General features: G+C 64.2%; 11 protein-coding genes and 1 pseudogene. 6 read left to right on the forward strand and 6 right to left on the reverse strand.

Annotated features, from left to right (window positions below; translation table 11 throughout):
• Positions 1 to 36: 36 nt before the first annotated feature.
• Together RHM60_RS07870 and RHM60_RS07875 are read right to left on the reverse strand one after the other, a co-directional pair.
• Positions 37 to 12927, reverse strand: coding sequence for a non-ribosomal peptide synthetase (locus tag RHM60_RS07870; RefSeq protein ID WP_322214143.1), 12891 nt, complete (start codon positions 12925 to 12927; stop codon positions 37 to 39).
• Positions 12928 to 12977: 50 nt separating this feature from the next.
• A complete protein-coding gene (locus tag RHM60_RS07875) occupies positions 12978 to 13730 on the reverse strand; it encodes a thioesterase II family protein (RefSeq protein ID WP_231421594.1) in 753 nt (250 codons plus the stop codon).
• Positions 13731 to 14030: 300 nt separating this feature from the next.
• On the opposite strand from RHM60_RS07875, the gene RHM60_RS07880 reads away from it, so the two are divergent.
• Entirely contained in the window at positions 14031 to 14582 is a 552-nt protein-coding gene (locus RHM60_RS07880; RefSeq protein ID WP_209983405.1) for an RNA polymerase factor sigma-70, read from the forward strand.
• Between the two features lie 63 nt (positions 14583 to 14645).
• Here RHM60_RS07880 and RHM60_RS07885 read toward each other — a convergent pair whose 3' ends face one another.
• Positions 14646 to 15434, reverse strand: a complete 789-nt coding sequence (locus tag RHM60_RS07885; protein WP_209983407.1) for a substrate-binding periplasmic protein — start codon at positions 15432 to 15434, stop codon at positions 14646 to 14648.
• Between the two features lie 232 nt (positions 15435 to 15666).
• Here RHM60_RS07885 and RHM60_RS07890 point away from each other — a divergent pair, with 232 nt between their 5' ends.
• Both RHM60_RS07890 and RHM60_RS07895 read left to right on the forward strand, forming a co-directional pair.
• On the forward strand, positions 15667 to 16209 hold the full coding sequence (locus RHM60_RS07890; protein ID WP_209983409.1) for an exonuclease domain-containing protein: 543 nt from the start codon (positions 15667 to 15669) through the stop codon (positions 16207 to 16209).
• Positions 16210 to 16272: 63 nt separating this feature from the next.
• Positions 16273 to 16557 (forward strand): pyrimidine/purine nucleoside phosphorylase, encoded by a 285-nt coding sequence (locus RHM60_RS07895; protein ID WP_209983410.1) that lies wholly within the window; start codon positions 16273 to 16275, stop codon positions 16555 to 16557.
• Between the two features lie 47 nt (positions 16558 to 16604).
• On the opposite strand, the gene RHM60_RS07900 is transcribed toward RHM60_RS07895, so the two are convergent.
• Positions 16605 to 17411: an MOSC domain-containing protein gene (locus tag RHM60_RS07900; RefSeq protein ID WP_209983412.1), complete on the reverse strand. Its 807-nt coding sequence runs from the start codon at positions 17409 to 17411 to the stop codon at positions 16605 to 16607.
• Between the two features lie 39 nt (positions 17412 to 17450).
• Positions 17451 to 18386: a chemotaxis protein CheV gene (locus RHM60_RS07905; protein WP_209983416.1), complete on the reverse strand. Its 936-nt coding sequence runs from the start codon at positions 18384 to 18386 to the stop codon at positions 17451 to 17453.
• Positions 18387 to 18925: 539 nt separating this feature from the next.
• On the opposite strand from RHM60_RS07905, the gene RHM60_RS07910 reads away from it, so the two are divergent.
• The 3 genes from RHM60_RS07910 to RHM60_RS07920 all read left to right on the forward strand — a co-directional run bounded on the left by RHM60_RS07910 (position 18926) and on the right by RHM60_RS07920 (position 21190).
• Positions 18926 to 19375, forward strand: a complete 450-nt coding sequence (locus RHM60_RS07910; RefSeq protein WP_209983418.1) for a hypothetical protein — start codon at positions 18926 to 18928, stop codon at positions 19373 to 19375.
• Between the two features lie 265 nt (positions 19376 to 19640).
• Positions 19641 to 20534, forward strand: coding sequence for a sensor histidine kinase (locus tag RHM60_RS07915; protein WP_209990434.1), 894 nt, complete (start codon positions 19641 to 19643; stop codon positions 20532 to 20534).
• The gene (locus RHM60_RS07920; protein ID WP_322214144.1) at positions 20531 to 21190 is read left to right on the forward strand and encodes a response regulator transcription factor; all 660 of its coding nucleotides are present in this window, start codon (positions 20531 to 20533) and stop codon (positions 21188 to 21190) included. The genes RHM60_RS07915 and RHM60_RS07920 overlap by 4 nt, the downstream gene beginning before the upstream one ends.
• Here RHM60_RS07920 and yegS read toward each other — a convergent pair.
• Positions 21149 to 22068, reverse strand: a pseudogene (gene yegS / locus RHM60_RS07925) (lipid kinase YegS). The gene RHM60_RS07920 and the pseudogene yegS sit on opposite strands and share 42 nt — an antisense overlap.
• Between the last annotated feature and the right edge of the window lie 281 nt (positions 22069 to 22349).

Genomic DNA, 22349 nt, shown 5'->3' on the forward strand with positions numbered 1-22349 from the left:
GCTGGCCTGCGATGAGGCCAGAACAGACAGAAGCGGTTAAAGCCCCTCCAACTCGGCCATCAAATCACTCAACCTGCCCACCTTCTCCACGCTGATCTCATTGCCCGCCAACCCCTCGATATACTCGGCCAGCTCCGCCACCGTACTGCACTCGAACATCGCCCGCAGCGGCACGTCGCGTTGCAGGGTTTTCTGCACCCGCGAGGCGATCTGTGTGGCGAGCAACGAGTGGCCGCCCAGTTCGAAGAAGTTGTCCTCAACGCCGACACGCTCAACCTTGAGCACTTCGGCCCAGATCGCGGCCAAGGTGGTTTCCAGCGCGTTGCGCGGCGCCAGGTAGGCCTGACTGTGCAACTGGCCGATCTCCAGGGCTGGCAAGGCCTTGCGGTCGAGCTTGCCATTGACGTTCAGCGGCAGGCGGTCAAGCCAGAGCCAGTGCAGCGGCACCATGTATTCCGGCAGTTCGGCGCGCAGGCGTTGCTTGATGCGGTCCAGGCGTTCGCCGGGGTCAAGCGCCGCGTCGGCGGCCACCAGGTAGCCCACCAGGTGTTTGCCGTTGACGCCCTCCTGCACCCCCACCGCCGCGTCGCGCACTTCGGGTTGTTCGTGCAGACGCGCTTCGATTTCACCCAGCTCGATGCGGTAACCGCGGATCTTCACCTGATGGTCGATACGTCCCACGTATTCCAGCACACCATCGCTGCGGCGACGGGCAAGGTCACCGGTGCGATAGAGACGCTCGCCCGCCGCGCCGAACGGGTTGGGCACAAACGCCTGGGCGGTGCGCAACGGATCGCTGACATAGCCACGGCCCACACCGGTGCCGGCCACACACAACTCGCCCACGGCGCCTTGCGGCACCAGGTCCAGCGCACCGTCCAACAGGTACAAACGGTTGTTGTCGGTCGGCGTGCCAATCGGCAGGTACGTGCCGCGTGTCGAGGCCAGGTCGACGCGGAAGAACGCCACGTCGTCCGAGCATTCAGCCGGGCCGTAGGCATTCACCAGGCCAATCTGCGGATAGCGTTGCAGCCATTGATGCGCCAGCTCCGGCGGCATCGCTTCACCCGTCGGCAGCATCCAGCGCAGCCCGTCCAGGCTGACGCGTTCCTGGGCCAGCATGCCCTGGATCAGCGACGGCACGCTTTCCAGCACGGTAATGCCTTGGGCCTGCACATGTTCGAGCAAGCCCTGGGGATCATGGGCGATGGCATTCGGCACGATATCCACCCGCGCGCCGAACAGCGGCGCCGCGAGAAATTGCCACACGGAAATATCAAAGCTTTGCGAGGCGGTCTGCGCGATGACATCCGCTGGCGACAGGTCCAGGTACGGCACCTTGCTCAACTGGTTATTGAGCATGCCACGCTGTTCGACCATCACGCCTTTGGGCTGGCCGGTGGAGCCCGAGGTGTAGATCACGTAGGCGAGGTTATCCGGTGCGCTGTAGATGCCAGGATTTTCACCACGGGCCGGCACCTCCTCCCACACCAGCAACTGGCAATCGGTGCCATCGAGTAACTCGATGGCCTGTTCGCGACACGCTTCACTGCACACCAGTAACGGCGTGCGGCTCAGCGCGATGATGCGGCTCAGCCGCTGAGCAGGCAGGCCCGGGTCCAGCGGCAGGTAACCGGCACCGGCCTTGAAGCTGCCGATGATCATGCCCAGCAGGTCGAGGTTGCGCTCGGCCAGCAATGCCACCGGTTGATCCACGCCGACACCCGCGCTGATCAACGCATGGCCCAGGCCGTTGCTGCGGCGGTTCAGTGCCTCATAGGTCCATCGCTGGTCCAGGCAACTGGCGGCAATGCGCTGCGGATGCTGCGCCACCTGTTCTTCGAACAGCTCAACGTAGCTGCGCGCCAGCGGGTAATCCTGTGCGCTCTGGTTACAGCCCTCCACCAGGAAGGCACGCTCCTGCTCGCCGATCAGCGGCAGGTCGGTCATGTCGCCGTGAAAGCCCTGCATCAGCGCCAGCAGCAGGCGTTTGAACTCACCGAGCATGCCTTGCACGGTGGTTTCATCGAAGTAACGCTGGTCGTAGGACAGGTGCAAACCGAGGTCATCGCCCGGATAGCACACCGCCGTCAGCGGGAAATTGGTGTGGGTGCGGCCGGAATCCGAGGTGGCGTTCAGGCTCTGCGCGCGGTCCAGCACCGAGGTGTCCACCGGGGCGTTTTCGAACACGAACAGGCTGTCGAACAGCGGCTGGCCCTTGGGCAGTTCGCTGTGTTCCTGGATCGTCACCAACGGCAGGTATTCGTACTCGCGCAGCTGCATGTTGCTGTCGAGCAGGTCGCTCAACCACTGGCGCACGCTGCAGGGCTGGTCGTCCTCGGGCAGTTTCACCCGCAGCGCGATGCTATTGATGAACAGGCCAACAGTGCGTTGCATCTCGGGCATGTCCACCGGGCGCCCGGCCACAGTGACGCCGAACAGCACGTCACGCTCGCCGCTCAAACGCCGCAATACCAGGGCCCACGCCGCCTGGGCAAAGGTATTGACGGTCAGTTGATGGGCCTGGGCCAGTTCGCGCAGTTGCGCGCCGTCACGGGCATCCAGTCGGGTGTAGCAGTCGCCCACCAGCATGCCGCCGCTGTGGCCTGCATGTTCGCGCAGGAACGGCCGGTCGCTGGGGATCGGCGTGGTGCGCTCGAAACCCTGCAGGTTGCGCTGCCACCACTGGCGCGCTTCGTTGAGGTCCTGGCGTTGCAGCCAGGCGATGTAGTCACGGTAACGTGGCGGCGTGGCCAGTTGCGCCGCGCGGCCTTCGCCGAGGGCGAGGTAGATCTCGAAGAAGTCGTTCATCAGCAGCGAACGGCACCAGGCATCGATGAGGATGTGGTGGTTGCTCATCATGAACCAGTAGCGCGCTTGGCCCACACGGATCAGGCGCAGGTGGAACGGCGCCTGGTTGAGCAGATCGAACCCGGCTTCGCGCTCCTGCTTGAGCAACGCTTGCAGGCGCGGCTCGTGCTGGTCTTCGCGGTCGCCGCTCCAGTCCAGGTACTCGATCGGCGTGTTGCCGGGTTTGTGGATCACTTGCAGCATGTCTTCGCCGACGTTCCAGCAGAACGACGCACGCAGGGCCTCGTGGCGTGCGATCACCGCTTGCCAGGCCTGGGCGAAACGCTCGGGGTCGAGCACGCTGTCGATGCGGTAGCGGTCCTGCATGTAATACAGGCCGGTGCCCGGTTCGAGCAGGGTGTGCAGCAGCAGGCCTTCCTGCATCGGCGTCAGTGGGTAGACGTCTTCGATCCGGTTCGCCGCCACCGGCAGGCTGTCGAGCTGCCCCTGGCTCAGGTGCGCCAGGGGGAAGTCGGACGGCGTGAGGCCAAAAGCTTCGTCTTCCAGGCAATGGGCGATCAGGCCTTGCAGCTCGGCCAGATACCCGTCGGCCAGCGCGCGAATGGTCTGCGGCTCATGGCGTTCGCGGCTGAAGATCCAGCGCAGCACCAGTTCGCCGCCGTACACCTGGCTGTCGACGCTCAGCTCATTGGGCAGCGGCGCGTCCGGGTCGTGCGCCAGGCCGGCCGACTCATTCAGCGGATGGAACAGCGCGTCGCTGCCAAAGCTCTGGTCGAACTGGCCGAGGTAGTTGAAGGTAATGGGCGCATCCGGCAGCGCCGCCAGGGTCTGTTGGCACAGGTCGTCGGCCAGGTAACGCAGTACGCCGTAGCCCAGGCCTTTATGCGGCACGCCGCGCAGTTGCTCCTTGATCGCCTTGATCGAATCGCCCTGCGCAGCCGCCGGCGTCAGGCGCACCGGATAGGCGCTGGTGAACCAGCCGACGCTGCGGGTCAGGTCGATGTCATCGAACAGTGCTTCGCGGCCGTGGCCTTCCAGTTGGATCACGGCCGAGTCGTGACCGCTCCAGCGGCACACCACCCGCGCCAGGGCGGTCAGCAGCAGATCGTTGACCTGAGTGCGGTAAGCGCTCGGCGCCTGCTGCAACAACTGGCGGGTGCGCTCGACATCCAGGCGCACGCTGACCGTCTCGGCATCGCGGTTGCGCAACGCGCCCTGTGGTCGCGCCACCGGCAACAGCGAGGCAGGCCCGGCCAACTGACGTTGCCACAGGCTCAACTCTTCACGCAGGGATTCGCTATGGGCATACGCCTGCAAGCGTGCCGCCCACTCGCGCAGCGCGCTGGTCTTGGCCGGCAGGCTGACGGAGCGGCCTTCGCTCAGTTGGCGATAAACGTTCTGCAGGTCTTCGAGTAACACGCGCCACGACACGCCATCCACCACCAGGTGATGGATCGCGATCAGCAGCCGTTGCTGCCCCTCGGGACCGTCGACCAACAACGCGCGCAGCAGCGGGCCATGTTGCAGATCGAGGCTGCGCTGGGTTTCGGTGAACAGTGCGACGCATTGCGCCATGTCCTGCACCTGCGCCTGCATCAGCACGCCACCGTGCGGCACGCCCAGGTGTTCGGCGTACCACTGCGCATCGCGCCGGGTGAAGCTCAGGCGCAGTGCATCGTGATGTTCCAGGACCGCCAGCAACGCCTGCTCCAGGCGATGAGGGTCGAGCAATTGCAGCGGCTTGAGCAGCAACGCCTGGTTCCAGTGCTCGCGCGCCGGGATGTCGGTGTCGAAGAACCAGTGCTGGATTGGCGTGAGCGCCGAGGCGCCCGTGAGCAACCCTTGCTCGGCCACTACCTGCTCGGCACGCGTGGCGACGGCGGCCAGGGTGTGCACGGTCTGGTGCTGGAACAAATCGCGCGGGCTGAAGTGAATTCCGGCCTGACGCGCGCGGCTGACCACCTGGATCGACAGGATCGAATCGCCGCCCAGTTCAAAAAAGTTATCGTCGAGGCCAACCTGTTGCACGTTCAACACCGCGCACCAAATGGTGGCCAGGGTGCTTTCCAGTGCGGTGCGTGGCGCCACGTACTGTTGGCGATTCGCTTCGGGATCGGGCTGCGGCAAGGCGCGGCGGTCGAGTTTGCCGTTGGCGGTGAGCGGCATGCTGTCGAGCACAATCAGGTGCGCAGGCACCATGTAGTCCGGTAACTGCGCCTTGAGGTGCGCCTTCAGCGCATCGCGCAACGCGCCGTGCTGCGCATCGCTGACCCAATAAGCGACCAGCTGTTTGCCGCTCGGCGCATCCAGCGCCAGCACCACCGCTTCACGCACGGCCGGGTGTTCGAGCAGGCGGGTTTCGATCTCGCCCAGCTCGATGCGAAAGCCACGGATCTTTACCTGATGGTCGATGCGGCCCAGGTACTCGACCAGCCCGTCGGCACGCTGGCGCACCAGGTCGCCGGTACGGTAAAGGCGACCGCCCTCGCGGGCAAACGGGTCCGCGACAAAACGCTCCGCCGTCATGCCCGGCCGTTGGTGATACCCCTGGGCCAGACCGGCACCGCCGACGTACAGCTCGCCGGTTGCGCCTTGCGGCACCAGCGCCAGGTCGGCGTCGAGAATATAGGCGACGCGCGCGCCGATAAGGCTGCCGATCGGTACGCTGGCAGCACCCTCCTCCAGTTGCTCCGGCGCCAGGCTGGCGAGCGGCATCACCACGGTTTCGGTCGGGCCATAGGCATTGAAAAACACCTGCGGCTGGAACGCGGCACGAATGCGCTGCAGGTGTTCACCAGTCAGCGCTTCGCCACCGGTGATGCACATGCGCACCGGCAACGTCTGCTGCCGCGTGGCCAGCCATTGCGCCAGCTGGCTGCCGTAGCTGGGGGTAAAGCCGAGAATATTGATGCGATGGGTACGGATCAGCGCGCAGATTTCCTCGGCATCCCACTGCCCCTGGGCGCGCAATACCACCTGCGCGCCGCTGAGCAGCGGCACCAGCAAACGCTCGGTGGCGGCGTCGAAGTTGATCGAATAAAAATGCAGCTCGCAGTCGTCCGCACGCATGCCGAAACGCTCGATCACTGCCTGGCAATGCATGGCGATTTCACCGTGGGACACCACCACGCCCTTGGGTTTGCCGGTGGAGCCCGAGGTGTAGATCAGGTACGCCTGGTGTTGCGCCAGGCTGATAAACGGCAGCTCATCGGCCGGGTAGTTCGCTAGCGCCGGCAGGTCATCTTCCAGGCACCAGCAGGCCACCGTCGCCGGCAATGGGCCAAGGGCTTCGAACATCGCCGCATCGCTGAGCAACAGGCCGATGCCGCTGTCTTCGATCATGTAGTGCAAACGGTCCAGCGGATACTCCGGGTCCAGCGGCACGTAAGCGCCGCCAGCCTTGAGGATCGCCAGCAAGCCGATGACCATTTCCAGTGAGCGCGGCAACGCCAGGCCCACTCGCACCTGCGGGCCCACGCCGCGCTCGCGCAGTACCCAGGCCAGGCGATTGGCGCGCGCATCGAGTTCTGCGTAGGTCAGAGTTTCACCGGCAAAGGTCAGCGCCGGTGCGTCGGCACGCTGACGCGCCTGCTGGCTGAACAGCTGCTGGAGGCACTGGTCGAGACGGTGCTCGCCGGCTTCAACCCCGAGGCTGTCCTGCAGTGCTCGCTGCTCTACCGCGGTGAGCAACGGCAATTCGCTGAGGCGCTGCTGCGGATCGGCGATCAGCGCTTCGAGCAGGTTGCGCCAATGCGCGGCCATGCGTGCAATGCGTGGTTCATCGAACAGGTCGGTGCTGTAGGTCAGGCAGCAACCCAGGCGATGGTCGAGGTCGGTGACTTCCAGATTGAGGTCGAACTTGGTGGCGCGCGCATCGTTGGCCAGGTACTCGACGCTCATGCCGGCCAGCTGGCGGCTTTGCTGGAATTCCCAGCGCTGCACGTTGCACATCACTTGGAACAGCGGGTTGTACGCCGCGCTGCGTGGCGGTTGCAGGGCTTCAACCAGGTGGTCGAACGGCAGGTCCTGGTGGGACTGGCCCTCGATCACCGTATGGCGCACCTGCTCGAACAGCTCGCCGACGCTCATCTGCCCGTTGAGCCGGCAGCGCAGCACCTGGGTGTTGAGGAACGCGCCGATCAGCCCTTCGCTTTCCGGGCGAATGCGGTTGGCCACCGGCGCGCCGATGCGCAGGTCGGTCTGGCCGCTGTAGCGGTAAAGCAACACCGCCAGCGTCGCGGTCATGGTCATGAACAGCGTGAGGCCGCGTTTGGCGTTGAACGCACGCACGCGCGCCGCCAGATCATCGCTCAGATCAAAGCGATACAACTCGCCACGATGGCTCTGCACGGACGGCCGTGGACGGTCGCCGGGCAGCTCCAGCAACGGATGCTCATGGCCGAGTTGCGCGGTCCAGTAATCGAGCTGGCGCTGACGCTCGCCGGCTTCCATCCACTGGCGTTGCCACACGCTGTAGTCCAGGTATTGCACGGGCAGCGGCGCCAGCGGCGAGTCGCGCTCGTCGATAAAGGCTTCGTACAAGGCGCTCAGCTCACGGGCAAAGATGTCCATGGCCCAGCCTTCGGTGACGATGTGGTGCAGGGTCAGCACCAGGTAGTGTTCCTGCTCGGCGGCCTTGACCAGGCAAGCGCGCAGCAACGGCCCGGTTTCCAGGTTGAAGGGGGTGTGGGCTTCGTGATCGGCCAGTTGCTGGATGCGTTGCTGGCGCTCGGTTTCGTTCAGCGCCGAGGCATCCTGCCAGTCCATGCGCAAGCCGGTTTGCGCCGCGACCCGCTGATACGCCACGCCATCGACGCTCGGGAACGTGGTGCGCAGGGTTTCGTGGCGCATGATCAAGGCCTGCAACGCCGCCTCGAACCGTCCCACATCCAGCACGCCGCGCAGGCGCGCCATGCCGCCGACGTTGTAGGCCGGGCTGTCGGGCTCCATTTGCCAGAGGAACCACATGCGCTGCTGGGAGTAGGACAGCGGCACTTTCTGGCTGCGGTCGGCCCGGGCGATGGCGGTTTGCTGATTGCGCTGGCCTGCGCCCTGGATCCGCGCAACCTGCGCGGCAAAGGCGCCCAGCTCGCTGGCGTCGAACAGGGTGCGCAATGGCAGTTCGACGTCGCAGGCCTGGCGGGTGCGCGAGATGATTTGCGTGGCCAGCAACGAGTGGCCGCCGAGGGCGAAAAAGTCGTCGTGCAGGCCGATGCGCGGCAGGCCGAGCACGTCGCGCCAGATCGCGGCGATTTGCTGCTGCAACGGTGATTGCGGCTCGACGTGTTCGCGGGAGTGCCACACCGACTCCGGCAATGCGCGGCGGTCGAGTTTGCCGCTGGGGCTCAGGGGCATTGCGTCCAGGCGCATCAGTACGGCGGGCACCATGTACTCCGGCAGCTCGGCAGCCAGGGCGGTTTTCAGCGTATGAGCGTCCAGCTCGGCATGGCCGGTGTAGTAGCCGATCAACTGCGCATCGCGCACCAGCACCACGGCCTGGGCGACACCGGCCTGGGCGAGCAGGCGCGCCTGGATTTCTTCCGGTTCCACGCGAAACCCGCGCAGCTTCACTTGCTGATCCAGACGGCCGAGGTATTCGAGCACGCCGTCAATGCTCCAGCGCGCGCGGTCACCGGTGCGGTACAGGCGCGTGCCTGCCTCGCCCAGCGGGTCGGCGACAAAGCGTTCGGCGGTCAGCCCGGCACGGCCCAGGTAACCCCGGGCCAGGCCGCTGCCGCCGATGCATAGCTCACCCGGCACGCCGGCCGGCAGCGGGTTGAGCTGCGCGTCCACTACCCGACAGATCACGTTGCCCAGCGGCCGGCCAATCGGCGAGCGCTCGCCATCGGCCACCGCGCAATGCCAGTGAGTGACGTTGATCGCGGTTTCCGTCGGGCCATAGCGGTTGTGCAACTGCACCGCCGGCAATTGCGCCAGCACGCGGTTGCGCAACTCGGCGGGCAAGGCTTCGCCGCCCGAGAACAGGCGACGCAGGCTGGTGCACTCGGCCGCCAGCGGTTCGTCGATAAACACCCGCAACAGTGGCGGCACGAAGTGCAGCGTGGTCACGCCATGTGCCTGCACCAACTGCGCGATGCGATGAGGATCGCGATGCTCGCCGGGCCCTGCCAGCACCAGACGGCACCCGGTGATCAATGGCCAGAAGCATTCCCACACCGACACGTCGAAACTGATCGGCGCCTTTTGCATCAGCACGTCAGTGGCGTTGAGCTGATAGGTGGCCTGCATCCACTGCAAACGCTCGGCCAGGGCCGCATGGGTATTGCCCACGCCCTTGGGCTGGCCGGTGGAGCCGGAGGTGTAGATCACGTAAGCGAGATTGTCGCCGTGCAGGTGCAGGCCGGGCGGCTGGGTTGGCCAGCTGTCCAGGTGCAGGCTGTCCATGGCGATGACGCACACCCCTTCGGCGCTGGGCAGTTGCGCCAGCAGTGAGGTCTGGGTGAGCAGCAGGTGCACGCCGCTGTCATGCAGCATGTAGGCCAGGCGCTCGGCCGGGTAATCCGGGTCGAGCGGCACGTAGGCGCCGCCAGCCTTGATGATCGCCAGCAGGCCGACCAGCAGCTGCGGCGAGCGCTCGGCGGCGATGGCCACGCACACGTCCGGGCCGACGCCTTTGTCGCGCAGGTAATGGGCCAGGCGGTTGGCCTGGGTGTGCAGTTGGGCAAAGCTCAGGCTGCCGTGCTCCCAGACCAGCGCGGTAGCGTGCGAGGTGTGCTGATTGAGCAACTCGGGCAGCCACTGGGTGGCAGGCGCACAGGGCGCGGCGCTCCAGTGGCGCTGCTCGTCCTGAAGCATCAGCGGCAAATCGCCGATCGCCTGTTGTGGCTGCGTGCAGGCGGCTTGCAGCAGCGTGAGGTAGTGTTCGGCGAGGCGCTGGATGGTTGCGCCATCGAACAGCTCATCGGCGTAGTCGAACGCCAGGCTCAGGCGCCCATTGCGGTCTTCTTCGCTGTGCAGCTGCAGGTCGAACTTGGCTTCGCGGCTGTGCCATGGCAGCTCATCGGCGAGCATGCCGGGCAGGCGGCGCAACGCACCGAGATCACGTTGCTGGTGGTTGAACATGACCTGGAACAGGCCCTGTTCGCGGGCCTGGGGGAAGGCTTCCAGCAATTGCTCGAAGGGCAGGTCCTGATGGGCCTGAGCGCCGAGGGCGGCCTGGCGGGTCGCCGCCAGCAGCTCATTGAATGGCAGGCGCCCGTCCAGCTCGGCACGCAGCACCAGCGTGTTGATGAAGAAGCCGACCAGCCCCTGGGTTTCCTGGCGCGGGCGGTTGGCGTTGGGTACGCCGATACGGATATCGCGCTGGCCGCTGTAGCGATGGAGCAACGTCTGGAATGCGGCGAGCAATAGCATGAACGGCGTCGACTCATGGGCCTGGGCCGCTTTACGCACCGCGTCGCTGAGGTCGGCGCTCAGGCGCACGCTGTGGCGCGAGGCACTGTGACGGTGATGGGCCGAGCGTGGGTGGTCGGTGGTCAGGCTCAGGGCCGGATGCTCATCACCAAGCCGAGCCTTCCAGTACGCCAGTTGCCGCTGGCCTGCGCCTTCGGCCAACCATTGGCGCTGCCAGCTGCCGTAATCGGCGTATCGCCGGGTCAGCGGCGGCAGCTCCAGAGGCTGGCCCTGGGCGGCGGCGGCGTAGAGGCGCGAGAATTCATCAATAAGGATATTCAGCGACCAACCGTCGGCGATGATGTGGTGCAGGGTCACCAGCAAGTGGTGCTCTTCATCGTTCAGACGCACCAGGGTCACCCACAGCAGCGGCCCCTTTTCGAGATCGAACCGGGTATGCGCCTGCTCCTCGCGAATCTGCTGCGCGCGGGCGTCACGCTCATGGGCGGGCTGGTCGCTGAGGTCGATGACGTGCAGCTCGAACGCCACGCTCGCCTCAATGCGCTGAAAGGCCTGGCCGTCGCGCTCGTAGAAGCGCGTGCGCAGCGCTTCGTGGCGCTGCACCAGGTACTGGAAGCTTGCGCGCACGGCGTCTTCATCCAGCTCGCCGCGCAAACGCAGCGCGCCGGGGATGGTGTAGGCGCTGCTGTCGGGCTCCAACTGCCAGGTAATCCACAGACGGTTCTGCGCCAGGGATTGCGGCAGTTCGGCCTCACGCGGCAGGGCCTGAATCGCGCCTTCGGCGACGCCGCCGTCCAGCTGCAAACGGGCGATGCTGGCGGCAAAAGCTTGCAGGGTGGGCGCTTCGAACAACAGGCGCAGGTTCAGCTCCAGCCCCAGGCTTTCACGCAGCCGCGCGACCACCTGGGTGGCGGTGATGGAGTTGCCGCCGAGCAGGAAGAAGTGATCGTCGGCAGCGACCTCGTTGACCTGCAGTTGCTCGCACCAGATCGCGGCGATCTGGTGTTGCAGGTTGGATTCCAGCACCGCATCACCGGCCTGCACGTGCAGGCCGGGGAACTGCGCGTAGCTGTCGAGGCTGCCATCGGCGTGACGAAGCGCGCAGGCGGCGCGCTGCACTTTGCCGCTGGAGGTCTTGGGCAGCGCACCCGGATTGAGCAGCACCACCACGCTCGGCGCCTGTTGATACGCCTCGGCCACGGCCTGGCGAATGGCTTTGATCAGCGCTTCGGGCGGCAGAATCTTCTGCACGCTGCGGCTGATTTCGGCGGCGATGCCGATACCTTCCAGGCCCTGGTCGTTTACCGCAAACGCGGCAACCCGGCCCTTGCGCACCACTTCCACTTCGCGCTCGATGGTCCGTTCGATGTCCTGCGGATACAGGTTGTGGCCGCGCACGATCAGCAGGTCCTTCAGACGACCGGTGATGTACACCTCGCCGTCGCGGATGAATGCCAGGTCACCGGTGCGCAGCCAGGTGCGGCCAGCGTGCTGCACGAAAGTGTTGGCGGTGGCTTCAGGGTTGCGCCAGTAGCCGTGGGCGATGCTCGGGCCGCTGGCCCAGAGTTCGCCGACGTGGTTGTCCGCCAGTTCGCTCAGGGTATGCGGGTCGGCGATCAGCACAGCGTGGTCAGGCTGACCGGTGCCGCAGCTCATGATCGCGCTGCCCTGCCCCGGTTCGGCACGGTTGGCGGCCAGGGCCCGATCGTCCACCCGCAGCGCCGGGATGCCCTGGCCACGGCGGCCACCGGCGACAAACAGGGTCGCTTCGGCCAGGCCATAGGAGGCGAAGAAGTTGTTGGCGCTGAACCCGCAGGCGGCGAATTTCTCGGCGAAGCGTTCCAGGGTATCGAGGCGGATCGGTTCGGAACCGGAATAGGCCACGCGCCACCGGCTCAGGTCGAGGCGCTCCAGCGCGGACTCGCTGACCCGTTCGCTGCAGAGGCGGTAGGCGAAATCCGGACCGCCGCTGATGGTGCCGCCGTATTCGCTGATCGCTTCCAGCCAGCGCAACGGCCGGCCGAGGAAGTAGGCCGGCGACATCAGCACGCAGGGCACGCCGCTGAAGATCGGTTGCAGCAGGCCGCCGATCAGGCCCATGTCGTGGTACAGCGGCAGCCAGCTGACGATCACGTCGTGTGGGTTCAGGTCGATGCCAAAGCCACGGCGGATCAGCACTTCGTTGGCCACCAGGTTGCCGTGGCTGACCTGCACGCCCTTGGGCAGTGCGGTGGAGCCGGAGGTGTATTGCAGAAAGGCGATGTCGTCGGGCTGCAGCTCGGGGGCGGTCCAGTCGCCGGCGCCCGGCAAGGTATCGACGCTGAGTATCGGCGGCGCGTTTTCAATCTGCGCCAGGCCCTCGGCGAGGCTGGCGATGGTCAGCAGCAGGCGCGGTTCGGCATCGCTGATGATTGACAGCAGGCGCTCCTGGTGATGACGCCGGGTGGACTCCGGCGGGTAAGCCGGCACCGCGATCACCCCGGCGTACAGGCAGCCGAAGAACGCCGCCACATAGTCCGGCCCGCTGGGGAACAGCAACACTGCACGATCACCCTGTGCGGCGCTGGTTTGCAGGGCGGCGGCGATGGTGCGCGCGCGCAGGTCGAGGTCACGGTAACTGAGCACCACGTTGTGCTCGGCGGACTCGGCGAGGAAACGCAGGGCGACCTGGTCCGGAGTCTGCGCGGCGCGGCGTTGAAGGGACTGGACCAGGGTGCGGGGAAGTTCGAAGGCGTCCATCATGGGGTTCCTGCCTGAAATCGGCTTGCGGTAAATCGGGAAATAGGGGGTTGTCAGCCGGCGGCCAGCTGCCGCGCCGCACCATTGCGCCAGCGGGCCAGGTGGTCTTCGGCGTAGCGGCGCAGGCAGCGCAGCACGGCGCTTTCGTGCTGCATGAGAAAGAAGTGGTGACCGTCGAACATGTCCAGGGAAAAACCGCTGGCGGCGTCGAGTTGCCAGTCGAGCAACTGGTCGGCGCGCACGCTGTCCTGTTTGCCGCCGAACACATGGATCGGCAGGCCCAGCGGCTCACGCTGGCCGTAGACAAAACTGCCGCACAGCAGGAAGTCGGCGCGCAGGATCGGCAGCATCAGTTGCATCAATTCGGGGTTGGCCAGGGCTTCTTCGGCGGTGCCCTGCAGTTCGCGCAGACGGGCGATCAGTTGTTCGTCGGTCTTTTCGACGGCGTATTCGCTGACATCCCTGGTGGCAGGGCCGGCCGTGCCGGAGGCAAACAGCGCCAGCGGCGCGGGCACGTTGAGGGCGCGCAAGGCGTGGGCCAGTTCGAAGGCCAGCAGGCCGCCGAGGCTGTGACCAAACAAGGCGTATGGGCCGCTCACGTCGCGGCTGATTTCCTCTGCAAGCTGCGCGGCCAGAGCCTTGATGTCGCGCTGCAACGGCTCGTCCATGCGCATGCCGCGGCCGGGCAATTCCAGCGGGCACACGTGCAGCCAGTCCGGCAGGGATCGACGCCAGCGCGCATACACCATGGCGCTGGCGCCTGAGTAAGGCAGGCAAAACAGCCGCAGTCGGGTTGGCATACTCATCGAGCCGGAACTCCAGACAGAGACATGCTGTGTGCACGGTACAAACCCATTGCGTCCTCCTGCGGGTGCTGATCCATGGCCGTTTTCCAACGGGCCTGTCACCCAGAAGAACGGACGGCACCGGCAAATAATTAGTCGTCGACGGCGAGCGAGAGAGACTCACTGCAAACAGGCAAGGCCACGATTAGTTCGTCTTCTCATTTGACAATCATTATCATTAAGCATAATTTGTTGCCCGATGTGTAGGAGGCCTCAGCAAGGAAGCCCTCCCCTAACCTATTCAGCAGCCAGGTGATTTCCATGACGGAACAAGTATTCTCAGGCCGGTGCGACTCACCGCTTCTCCAGGCCTTTGTCGACAATCGGCTGATTCTGGTGAAGATCGCAGCACGTATCACCGGGTGCCGCTCCCGGGCCGAGGATGTGGTGCAGGACGCTTACTTCCGACTGCAATCGGCGCCGACGATCACGTCATCGTTCAAGGCCCAGTTGAGTTACCTGTTCCAGATCGTGCGCAACCTGGCCATCGATCACTATCGCAAGCAGGCGCTGGAGCTCAAATATTCGGGAACCGAAGAGGAAGGCCTGAATGTGGTGATTCACGGCGCGTCACCGGAAACCTCGCATATCAATTTCAACACCCTGGAAAACATCGCCGACGCCCTGACGGAGCTGCCCCAGCGCACCCGCTACGCGTTCGAGATGTACCGCCTGCACGGCGTGCCGCAAAAGGATATCGCCAAGGAGCTGGGGGTTTCGCCGACGCTGGTGAACTTCATGATCCGCGACGCGCTGGTGCATTGCCGCAAGGTGTCGGGCAGCCATAGCGATACGTTTGCGCGCCGGGTCTGATAGACGACACGCATTCATGTGGAAGGGGGCTTGCCCCTTTCCACATTTTGATTGTCTTTCGCTTTAGTGCGCTGGCATCACGTCGATGCGATACGGCTCGAAAATCTTCAACAGCTGGCCGCTGTCGCGCAGGCGCTTGAGCAACTCGGCGAACGCTTCCCCGCTGATCGGCGCGTTCGGCCGCAGCAGTGCGTAGTGGTGATACACCTGGTCAACGCGTTCGGAGACCAGGTATTGCCGGGCCATGTCGGCATTGCGCACCAGAAAATCACTCAGGTAGGAGCGCGTCACCAGCGCGATATCCGCCCTGCCCCGCGCGACCATCAGCAGGTTGCTGTCGTGGGAGTAGGTCAACGTCGCGTTGAACTGCTCGGCCATGAACCTGGGGTCAGGGTTGAAGTTGGCAAAGGCGTAGTGGTAGCCACTGAACACCGCCAGGCGCTTGCCCTTGAGGTCGGCGAAATAGTCCTGGTCGCGCCCGGACTGTCGCTGGGCGACGAACACCTCGGCATCTTCCAGGCCCATGTCGACGGTGGTATGGGGGATTTCCTGCCAGCCCCAGTCGGGATTCTCGAAGATGGCCATGTCGATCCGGCCTTGCTCAAGGTCGCGAAAACGTCGGGGGATCGAGGTGGGCACCAGCACAAAGCGGTAGTCGGCCTGCGTGGCATTCAGGGCTTCGATCAATTGCGGCAGCAGGCCGGTGTCGGCGCCCTGCTCGGGGCGTACGGTGTAGGGCGGGAAATGCGCGGCGCCGATCCTGACCACTTGCGCGGGATTGGTCTGCGCCCACCCTGCGGTGCCCAGTGCCCATAAAGTCAGTCCTGCAGCCAGCCGCCATGGCGAAAACATCAAGGCACACACCGTTCGATTCTCTGATGGCGATAAGCTAGGCGTTTTTGTCCGCGGAGACAACTTTGTACTGGCAAATTAATAGTTTGCGTCTCCATCGGCGTAGCGCACCGCCCGCCGCGCTTGCCCGGGCAAACCCCAGTCCGGGCCTTAATCGAAAAGCAGCGCGGAACTACAGGCCCGGGCTACGCTCTATCCCCATCAGGACGGGAACAGTACGGGAACCTGCACCATGCCTCATTGGCTGATTATTGACCTTGAAGCCACGACGGATGAAGGCGGCTGGCCCGTGACGGAGATGGAAGTCATCGAAATCGGCGCGAGCCTGGTCAACCGCCAGGGCCGCGAGCTGGATCATTTCCAGCGTTTTGTACGGCCGTTGCGCCGGCCACTGCTGACGCCCTTTTGCCGCCAGCTCACTCACATCACCCAGGCGAATATCGACGCTGCTGCGCCGATCACCGAGGTGTGGCCGCTGTTCGAACGCTGGCTGGGCCAGCATCAATCGCGCCTGGAAGGTTGGGCCAGCTGGGGTGACTATGATCGCGCGCAGCTGGAGCTCGAATGGCAGCGCCATGGCCTGGTCAGCGCACTCGCCCAGACACTGCACGTGAACCTCAAACAGCGCTTCGCCAAGGCCCGGCGCCTGGACAAACCGCTGGGGCTCAACGGCGCCCTGCAATTGGCCGGCATGCAGTTCCTTGGTCAGCAGCACCGGGCACTGGAGGATGCACGCAACACCGCGCGCCTGCTGCCGCTGATTTTGCCGGTCTAGGCAGCTACTGCAGCGTTGGGCATACTGGCCGACCTTTCCAGACCCTTTTGCGAGGATTCGCCCATGTTCAAAGTCAACGAGTACTTCGACGGCACCGTCAAGTCGATCGCCTTCGGCACCGCAGAAGGTCCGGCGACCATCGGCGTCATGGCCCCGGGTGAATACGAATTCGGCACCGCCCAGCGCGAAATCATGCACGTGGTGTCCGGCGCCCTGAGCGTCAAGCTGCCGGACGCCAGCGACTGGGAAACCTTCGCGGCCGGCACCCGCTTCAACGTGCCGGCCAACAGCAAGTTCCACCTCAAGGTCGCCGTCGACACCGCTTACCTGTGCGAATACCGCGGCTAAGCGTTACGGCTTGAAAAAATGCCCGTCTCCTGCGAGACGGGCATTTTTTATTCCAGCACTGTCACCGGCATCCCGACCGCCAACTCACCGACGCCATCGTTGACCAGATTCTGGCCGAACATCGCGCCGTTCTCGGTCTTGCGATAGGTTTCAAGCGTTGCGAAAGGCTCGCGGTCGGCGCTGCGCTCGCCGGTCTGCGGGTCGATGGTAGTGAGGATGCAGCGCGAGCAGGGCTTGACCACGCGACATTCGATATCGCCGATGCGCAGGCGTTTCCAGCCGTCCTCGGCAAAGGCTTCGGCGCCCTCGATCACCAGGTTGGGACGAAAACGCAGCATTGGCATGGGGCGGCCGATGCGCGCGGATAAATCGTCGAGGGACGCCTGACCGATCAACAGCAGCGGGTAGCCGTCGGCAAAGCCCACCTGATCGGTGTCCTTGCCGAAGCCGGCATCGGTAGCGCGCGCACGCTCCAGCGGCATGTACACCAGGCGCGTCGGCTTGCCGATGAATTCACTGGCCCAGCGGGCGGCTGCGTCGCCTGCATCCGGCACGCGCAAGGTGTCGCGCCAGATAGTGATGCCGCGCAGTTCAGCCGCGCTGTCGGGCAGCGCCACGTCCAGCGTGGCGTAGCCCGGCGAGCTCAGGGTGAGGCCGCCGGCAGGATTGTACAGCGCCGACAACTGGCTCATTTTCGCCACCGCCCGCTGCGTGAGGAATCGCCCGCTGGCTTCGTCCACCAGCATCCAGCGTCGATCCCCCTGCAGCCCGAGTTTATCCAGGCCGATGTGCTGCAAGGCGTCCGCCCTGCCGGACTTCAAGGGGTAACGGTACAACGCGCTGAGACGAAGCATGAGCCTGCTTTCCTGAGGGGCAAAGCCGTCACCCTAAGGTCAAGCCGACACTTCGTCCAGCATCAGGCGTTGACGCACCACATCCACCAGCTTGTCCGGCTGGAATTTGGAGAGGAAATTGTCGCAGCCGACCTTCTTCACCATGGAGTCGTTGAAGCTGCCCGACAGCGAGGTGTGCAGCACCACGTAAAGCTCCCGCAGGCGCGGATCGTTGCGGATCTCGGTGGTGAGGCGGTAGCCGTCCATCTCGGGCATTTCGGCGTCGGTGAAGATCATCAGCAGTTTGTCGGTCATCACCTGGCCGCTGTCGGCCCAGCCCTTGAGCATGTTCAGCGCCTTGAGACCATCGCTGGCAATGTGCATTTTCATGCCGAGCTGGCCCAGGGTGTCGCGCAGTTGCGACAGGGCGACGTTGGAGTCGTCCACCAGCAGCACTTCGCGGCCACGGGCGCGCTCAAGCACCGGGTCTTCGAGTTTTTCGCGGGAAACCTTGGCGTTGTAAGGCACGATTTCGGCCAGCACTTTTTCCACGTCGATGATTTCCACCAACTGGTCATCGACCTTGCTGATGGCCGTGAGGTAGTGCTGACGCCCGGCGCTGGTCGGCGGCGGCAGGATGGCTTCCCAGTTCATGTTGACGATGCGGTCGACGCCACCCACCAGGAATGCCTGCACCGAGCGGTTGTACTCGGTGACGATGATGGTGCTGTTCGGACCCGGAACCAGCGGACGCATGCCGATGGCCTGGGACAGGTCGATGACCGGCAGCGTCTGACCACGCAGGTTGACCACGCCGCACACGAACGGATGACGCTGGGGCATCAGGGTCAGCTTGGGCAGTTGCAGCACTTCCTGCACCTTGAACACGTTGATCGCGAACAGTTGCCGCCCGGCCAGGCGAAACATGAGGATCTCCAGGCGGTTCTCACCCACCAGTTGCGTGCGTTGATCTACCGAGTCGAGAATGCCGGCCATTGAAAGCTCCTGGTGCGCTGAGGGATTGTGCTGTTCGCTTAAGATTGGTTATCGGCGGCGGGCGCCAGACCTTGACCCTGTAAAATGCCATTTAAACGCATTGATGTCACACTGATATCATGCTTTACTTCGTCGGTGCCTCCATACGGCATGACAACGACGCAGCGCGACCCTCAAAACCACGCGAGGTTCCGTCGCGTAAGGGGTTCCCCTAGGCGCAATCAGGCGTGACCTGATATTCGCGATATCTAATAGCCATTAATGTGACGCCATTCTCATTGCATGAATGGAGTCAGGCCTTTGCTCGCCATCGCCAGCCCTCGGCCCAAAGGCCTCTCAGACGTAAACCCGACGGCAACCGAAGCGCTGCGAATGAACTCGACTGCATTCGGCACGCAGGTCTGCGGCACGTCTTTAAATAAACTTCCTACCAAAATATCGGAAGCTGCCTACAGATCTCAGTCATATTTCAGCGTTAGTTTTAAGCCATTCACCCAGTGCGGCATCTCACCACCCGACCTTACGTTGTGGAGACTTGCATGATGAACGACGCTAACGAATGGCAAGTTGCACTTTCCCTGTTTCAGCAGGAGGCTGAAAAACTGCTGGCCAAGTCCGAAGAGTGCTTGAGCCACCTGCACATGATTCGCAACGACAGTGACGCCATCGACTGCATGGAAAGCAGTCTCAGCACGCTGGCAGAAAAAGCCGACAGCCTGGCCCTGCAGGGGATTAGCGAGTTTTCGCGGCACATTCAGCACCTGATCGCCAATGCCGAAAATCCGTTGCAACTGCATGATCAGGCCTTGGCGGCCCTGCACGATTGCCTGACATTACTGGCCTGGCAACTCGAACTGATAGATGCTCGCACTGGCCGACTGCAATTGGACGAAACTGAACAAACTACGCTGATCGCAACCGCCTCCCTGCAGATTCCGCAGAAGAACTTCAGTTATAAACCGCAGCAACGTTTGCACCACAGCGCCTGAGTTGCAGCCGGGCTTATATCCGTTAACGACGCGAACCGTCGCCGTTTGAACTTTACGTGCCAGCGAAAAAGAGATCGATTGGCCTTGAATGGCCCTGACGATACACACGCACCTGAACACCGCAACGCCCTTTCCCGCCTGTCGAAACTGCCGCCCCGGCCATTGGCCTGAACGGGCCAGGCGACGTCATGCGCTTGGCGACCAACGGTAATAGTGGTGGTACTATGCGCCGCTCGAAGACTCAACTTCATTGGCTCCATTCGCTATGTACGCCAGCCTCAAGTCACTTATCGCCAGGTCTGTTTCGCGCAGCAATGCACGCCGCATGGTCCTCGTGCTGTGCCTTGGCTCGCTGTCGCTGAGCGTGTGGGCCTACAGCCGCTCCCTCCCACTGCCGCTGGCGGTGCTGCTGCTCAACCTGGCGATAGTGCTGGTGGTCGGCCTGCAGCAATGGAAATCACGCAAGGCCATCAGGTTCCAACCTCAGGAACTTGCCGAGCGCCTGCTGCAGGTACAGGAAAACGAACGCCACCGCCTCAGCCGCGAACTGCACGACGATATCGGCCAATTGCTCACCGCCGCCAAGCTGCAAAGCGAATGGCTGCAGCGCCGCCTGCCGGACGAGCTGCAGGGTCAATGCACGGTGCTGTGCAACACCCTGAATGAAACCCTGGCCAAGGTGCGCGACGTGTCCGCGATTCTCAACCCGCGCCAATTGTCCAGCCTGGGCCTGGAAGCCAGCCTGCGGGCGCATCTGCTCAAGACCCTGGCAAACACCCCGGTGCACTGGAGCCTGGAATGCCAGCAACGGCTAACCGGCATCCCGGAAGAAATGGCCGTGGCGGCCTTTCGCATTACCCAGGAAGCGGTCACCAACATGCTGCGCCATGCCCAGGCGCACAATCTGCTGGTACGCCTGCAACGCCTGCCCGAAGGCCTGTCGCTGGTGATCAGCGACGACGGCCAGGGCTTCTCCCCCGCCAGCAACCCTGCTCTTGAAGGACAACGCGGCATGGCCGGCATGTGTGAGCGGATCGACCAACTGGGCGGCACGCTGGCGGTGAGCAGCCAGCCTGGCAAAGGCACCCGCATCGACGCGCTGTTCCCCTGGGCGCCACGCGCCCTCGAACGCGCCAGTCGCCCGAAGGTTATCGAGTGACCTGCAACGTACTCCTGGTGGATGACCACGCGCTGATCAGGGCCGGCGTGCGTGCGCTGATCATGGATATTCCCGGCTACGCGGTGATCGGCGAAGCCAGCGATGGCGCACAGTTGCTGGAGCGGTTCGGCGCCCTGCAACCGGACATCGTGCTGCTGGACCTGTCGATGAAACACACCGGTGGCCTCGATGCCCTGCAGCAGCTCAAGGGTGCGTATCCCAGGAGCAAGGTGTTGATTCTGTCGATGCACACCGACCCGGAGATGATCATGTGTGCGCTGGAGTCCGGCGCCCATGGCTACCTGCTCAAGGACACCACCGCCACCGAGCTGGAACACGCCCTGCGCGCGCTGTGCAACAACGAGCGCTACCTGAGCCCGGCCATCGCCCACACCGTGATCAACCAGGCGCTGGTGCGCAGCCAGGGCGCAGCTTCGGCTGCCGTGCCGAGCCACACGCTCACCGCGCGGCAGCTGGAAATCCTGCGCCTGATCGTGCGCGGCAAGTCCACCCGCGAAATTGCCCATGGCCTGGACCTGAGTATCAAGACCATCGAAGCGCACCGCTCGCAGATCATGAAGCGGCTGCAGATCTTCGACGTGGCGGGGTTGGTGTTATTCGCCGTGCGCGAGCAGATTATCAGCCTGGACGACTAGCGGAGAATCCTTCGGCAGGTGCACGCGCAGGGCCTTGGGCAACGCCTCGAAGCGCAGGTCATCGCCGCTGAGCGGCTCACCGTCGAGGTTGATGTAAAGCTCTCTCGCCTGCCTGATCTGCACCCATGGCAGCCGCGCCCGCACAAACATCGCGTCCAGGCCCCAGCCGTTGTTCATCAGCTCGCGCAGTGTGCCAACCACTTCCTGGGGCGCCGGGAGGATGCTGACGTCGAGCAGGCCGTCATCGGCCATCGCTTCGGGGCACAGCTCGTGCCCACCGCCCGCCTGCCGACCATTACCGATCCCCAACGCCAGCAGTTCGCCCTGCCAGTGGAAGTCCGGCCCGTCCAGCTCGGCATAGGCAGCCTTCAACTCGCTGAAGCGCGTGAGGCCGGTGAACAGGTAGGCGGCGCCACCGAGGACTTTTTCAGGTCTTCTGAGGTGTTGGCGGTGACCTGGCTGCCGAAGCCGCCGGTGGCCATGTTGAGGAAGATCTGCCCGCCCACCTGACCGAGGTCAATCTCCCTGGGCGGCGTATCCAGCAGCGCCAGGGCCTGGGCCGGCTCCTGGGGCACACCCGCGGCCTTGGCGAAGTCATTGGCGGTGCCGAGGGGCATCAGCACCAGGCTGGCCTGCGCCTTGGACTGAGCCATGGCTTCGGCCACATCGCGCAAGGTACCGTCGCCACCGCCGGCGATGATGTGGGTGTAGCCGCCAGCCAGCGCTTCATCGACCAGGCGCCGTGCATCGCCGCCCTCCCACGTCACCCGAACCGCCAGTTCCCAGCCCAGCTCGCGCCTGGCTTTCACGGCGCTGCGCACGTCCTCGTTGAGGGCTTGCTTGCCGTGGAGAATCAACAGCGCTTTGGGGGTGGTCATTGGTGGGTTACTCCGGGAGTTGAAGGTGCATGAGGGATGTGACCTTTGCCGAGGGGGATTGGTTTACCGGGGTTGACGCGATTTTTTGATGATGGCGAGTTTGGGTGAGACAGGCAGATTGGGGACCTATCCGTTATTCAGGTAACCGCTGCTGGCGGATCCGCGCTATAGAAAAAGCCCCAAAGCAAGCAAAGGGCTCCTGCCCCAACACTCGGCACCTCGCCCAGGATCGGTGTGCCCGAACGCTGTATAAAATGTGGCAGGGGGCTTGCTCCCGATGG

Origin of the sequence: Pseudomonas sp. MH9.3 (assembly GCF_034354675.1) — a bacterium.
Lineage (GTDB): Bacteria > Pseudomonadota > Gammaproteobacteria > Pseudomonadales > Pseudomonadaceae > Aquipseudomonas.

What these genes read in the sequence shown, in the direction of transcription:
- RHM60_RS07905 (WP_209983416.1), bottom strand. Translation starts at nt 18,386, where the DNA reads ATGGCCGGCATTCTCGACTCGGTAGATCAACGCACGCAACTGGTGGGT.
- RHM60_RS07895 (WP_209983410.1), top strand. Translation starts at nt 16,273, where the DNA reads ATGTTCAAAGTCAACGAGTACTTCGACGGCACCGTCAAGTCGATCGCC.
- RHM60_RS07890 (WP_209983409.1), top strand. Translation starts at nt 15,667, where the DNA reads ATGCCTCATTGGCTGATTATTGACCTTGAAGCCACGACGGATGAAGGC.
- RHM60_RS07870 (WP_322214143.1), bottom strand. Translation starts at nt 12,927, where the DNA reads ATGATGGACGCCTTCGAACTTCCCCGCACCCTGGTCCAGTCCCTTCAA.
- RHM60_RS07880 (WP_209983405.1), top strand. Translation starts at nt 14,031, where the DNA reads ATGACGGAACAAGTATTCTCAGGCCGGTGCGACTCACCGCTTCTCCAG.
- RHM60_RS07915 (WP_209990434.1), top strand. Translation starts at nt 19,641, where the DNA reads ATGTACGCCAGCCTCAAGTCACTTATCGCCAGGTCTGTTTCGCGCAGC.
- RHM60_RS07875 (WP_231421594.1), bottom strand. Translation starts at nt 13,730, where the DNA reads ATGAGTATGCCAACCCGACTGCGGCTGTTTTGCCTGCCTTACTCAGGC.
- RHM60_RS07900 (WP_209983412.1), bottom strand. Translation starts at nt 17,411, where the DNA reads ATGCTTCGTCTCAGCGCGTTGTACCGTTACCCCTTGAAGTCCGGCAGG.
- RHM60_RS07885 (WP_209983407.1), bottom strand. Translation starts at nt 15,434, where the DNA reads ATGTTTTCGCCATGGCGGCTGGCTGCAGGACTGACTTTATGGGCACTG.
- RHM60_RS07910 (WP_209983418.1), top strand. Translation starts at nt 18,926, where the DNA reads ATGATGAACGACGCTAACGAATGGCAAGTTGCACTTTCCCTGTTTCAG.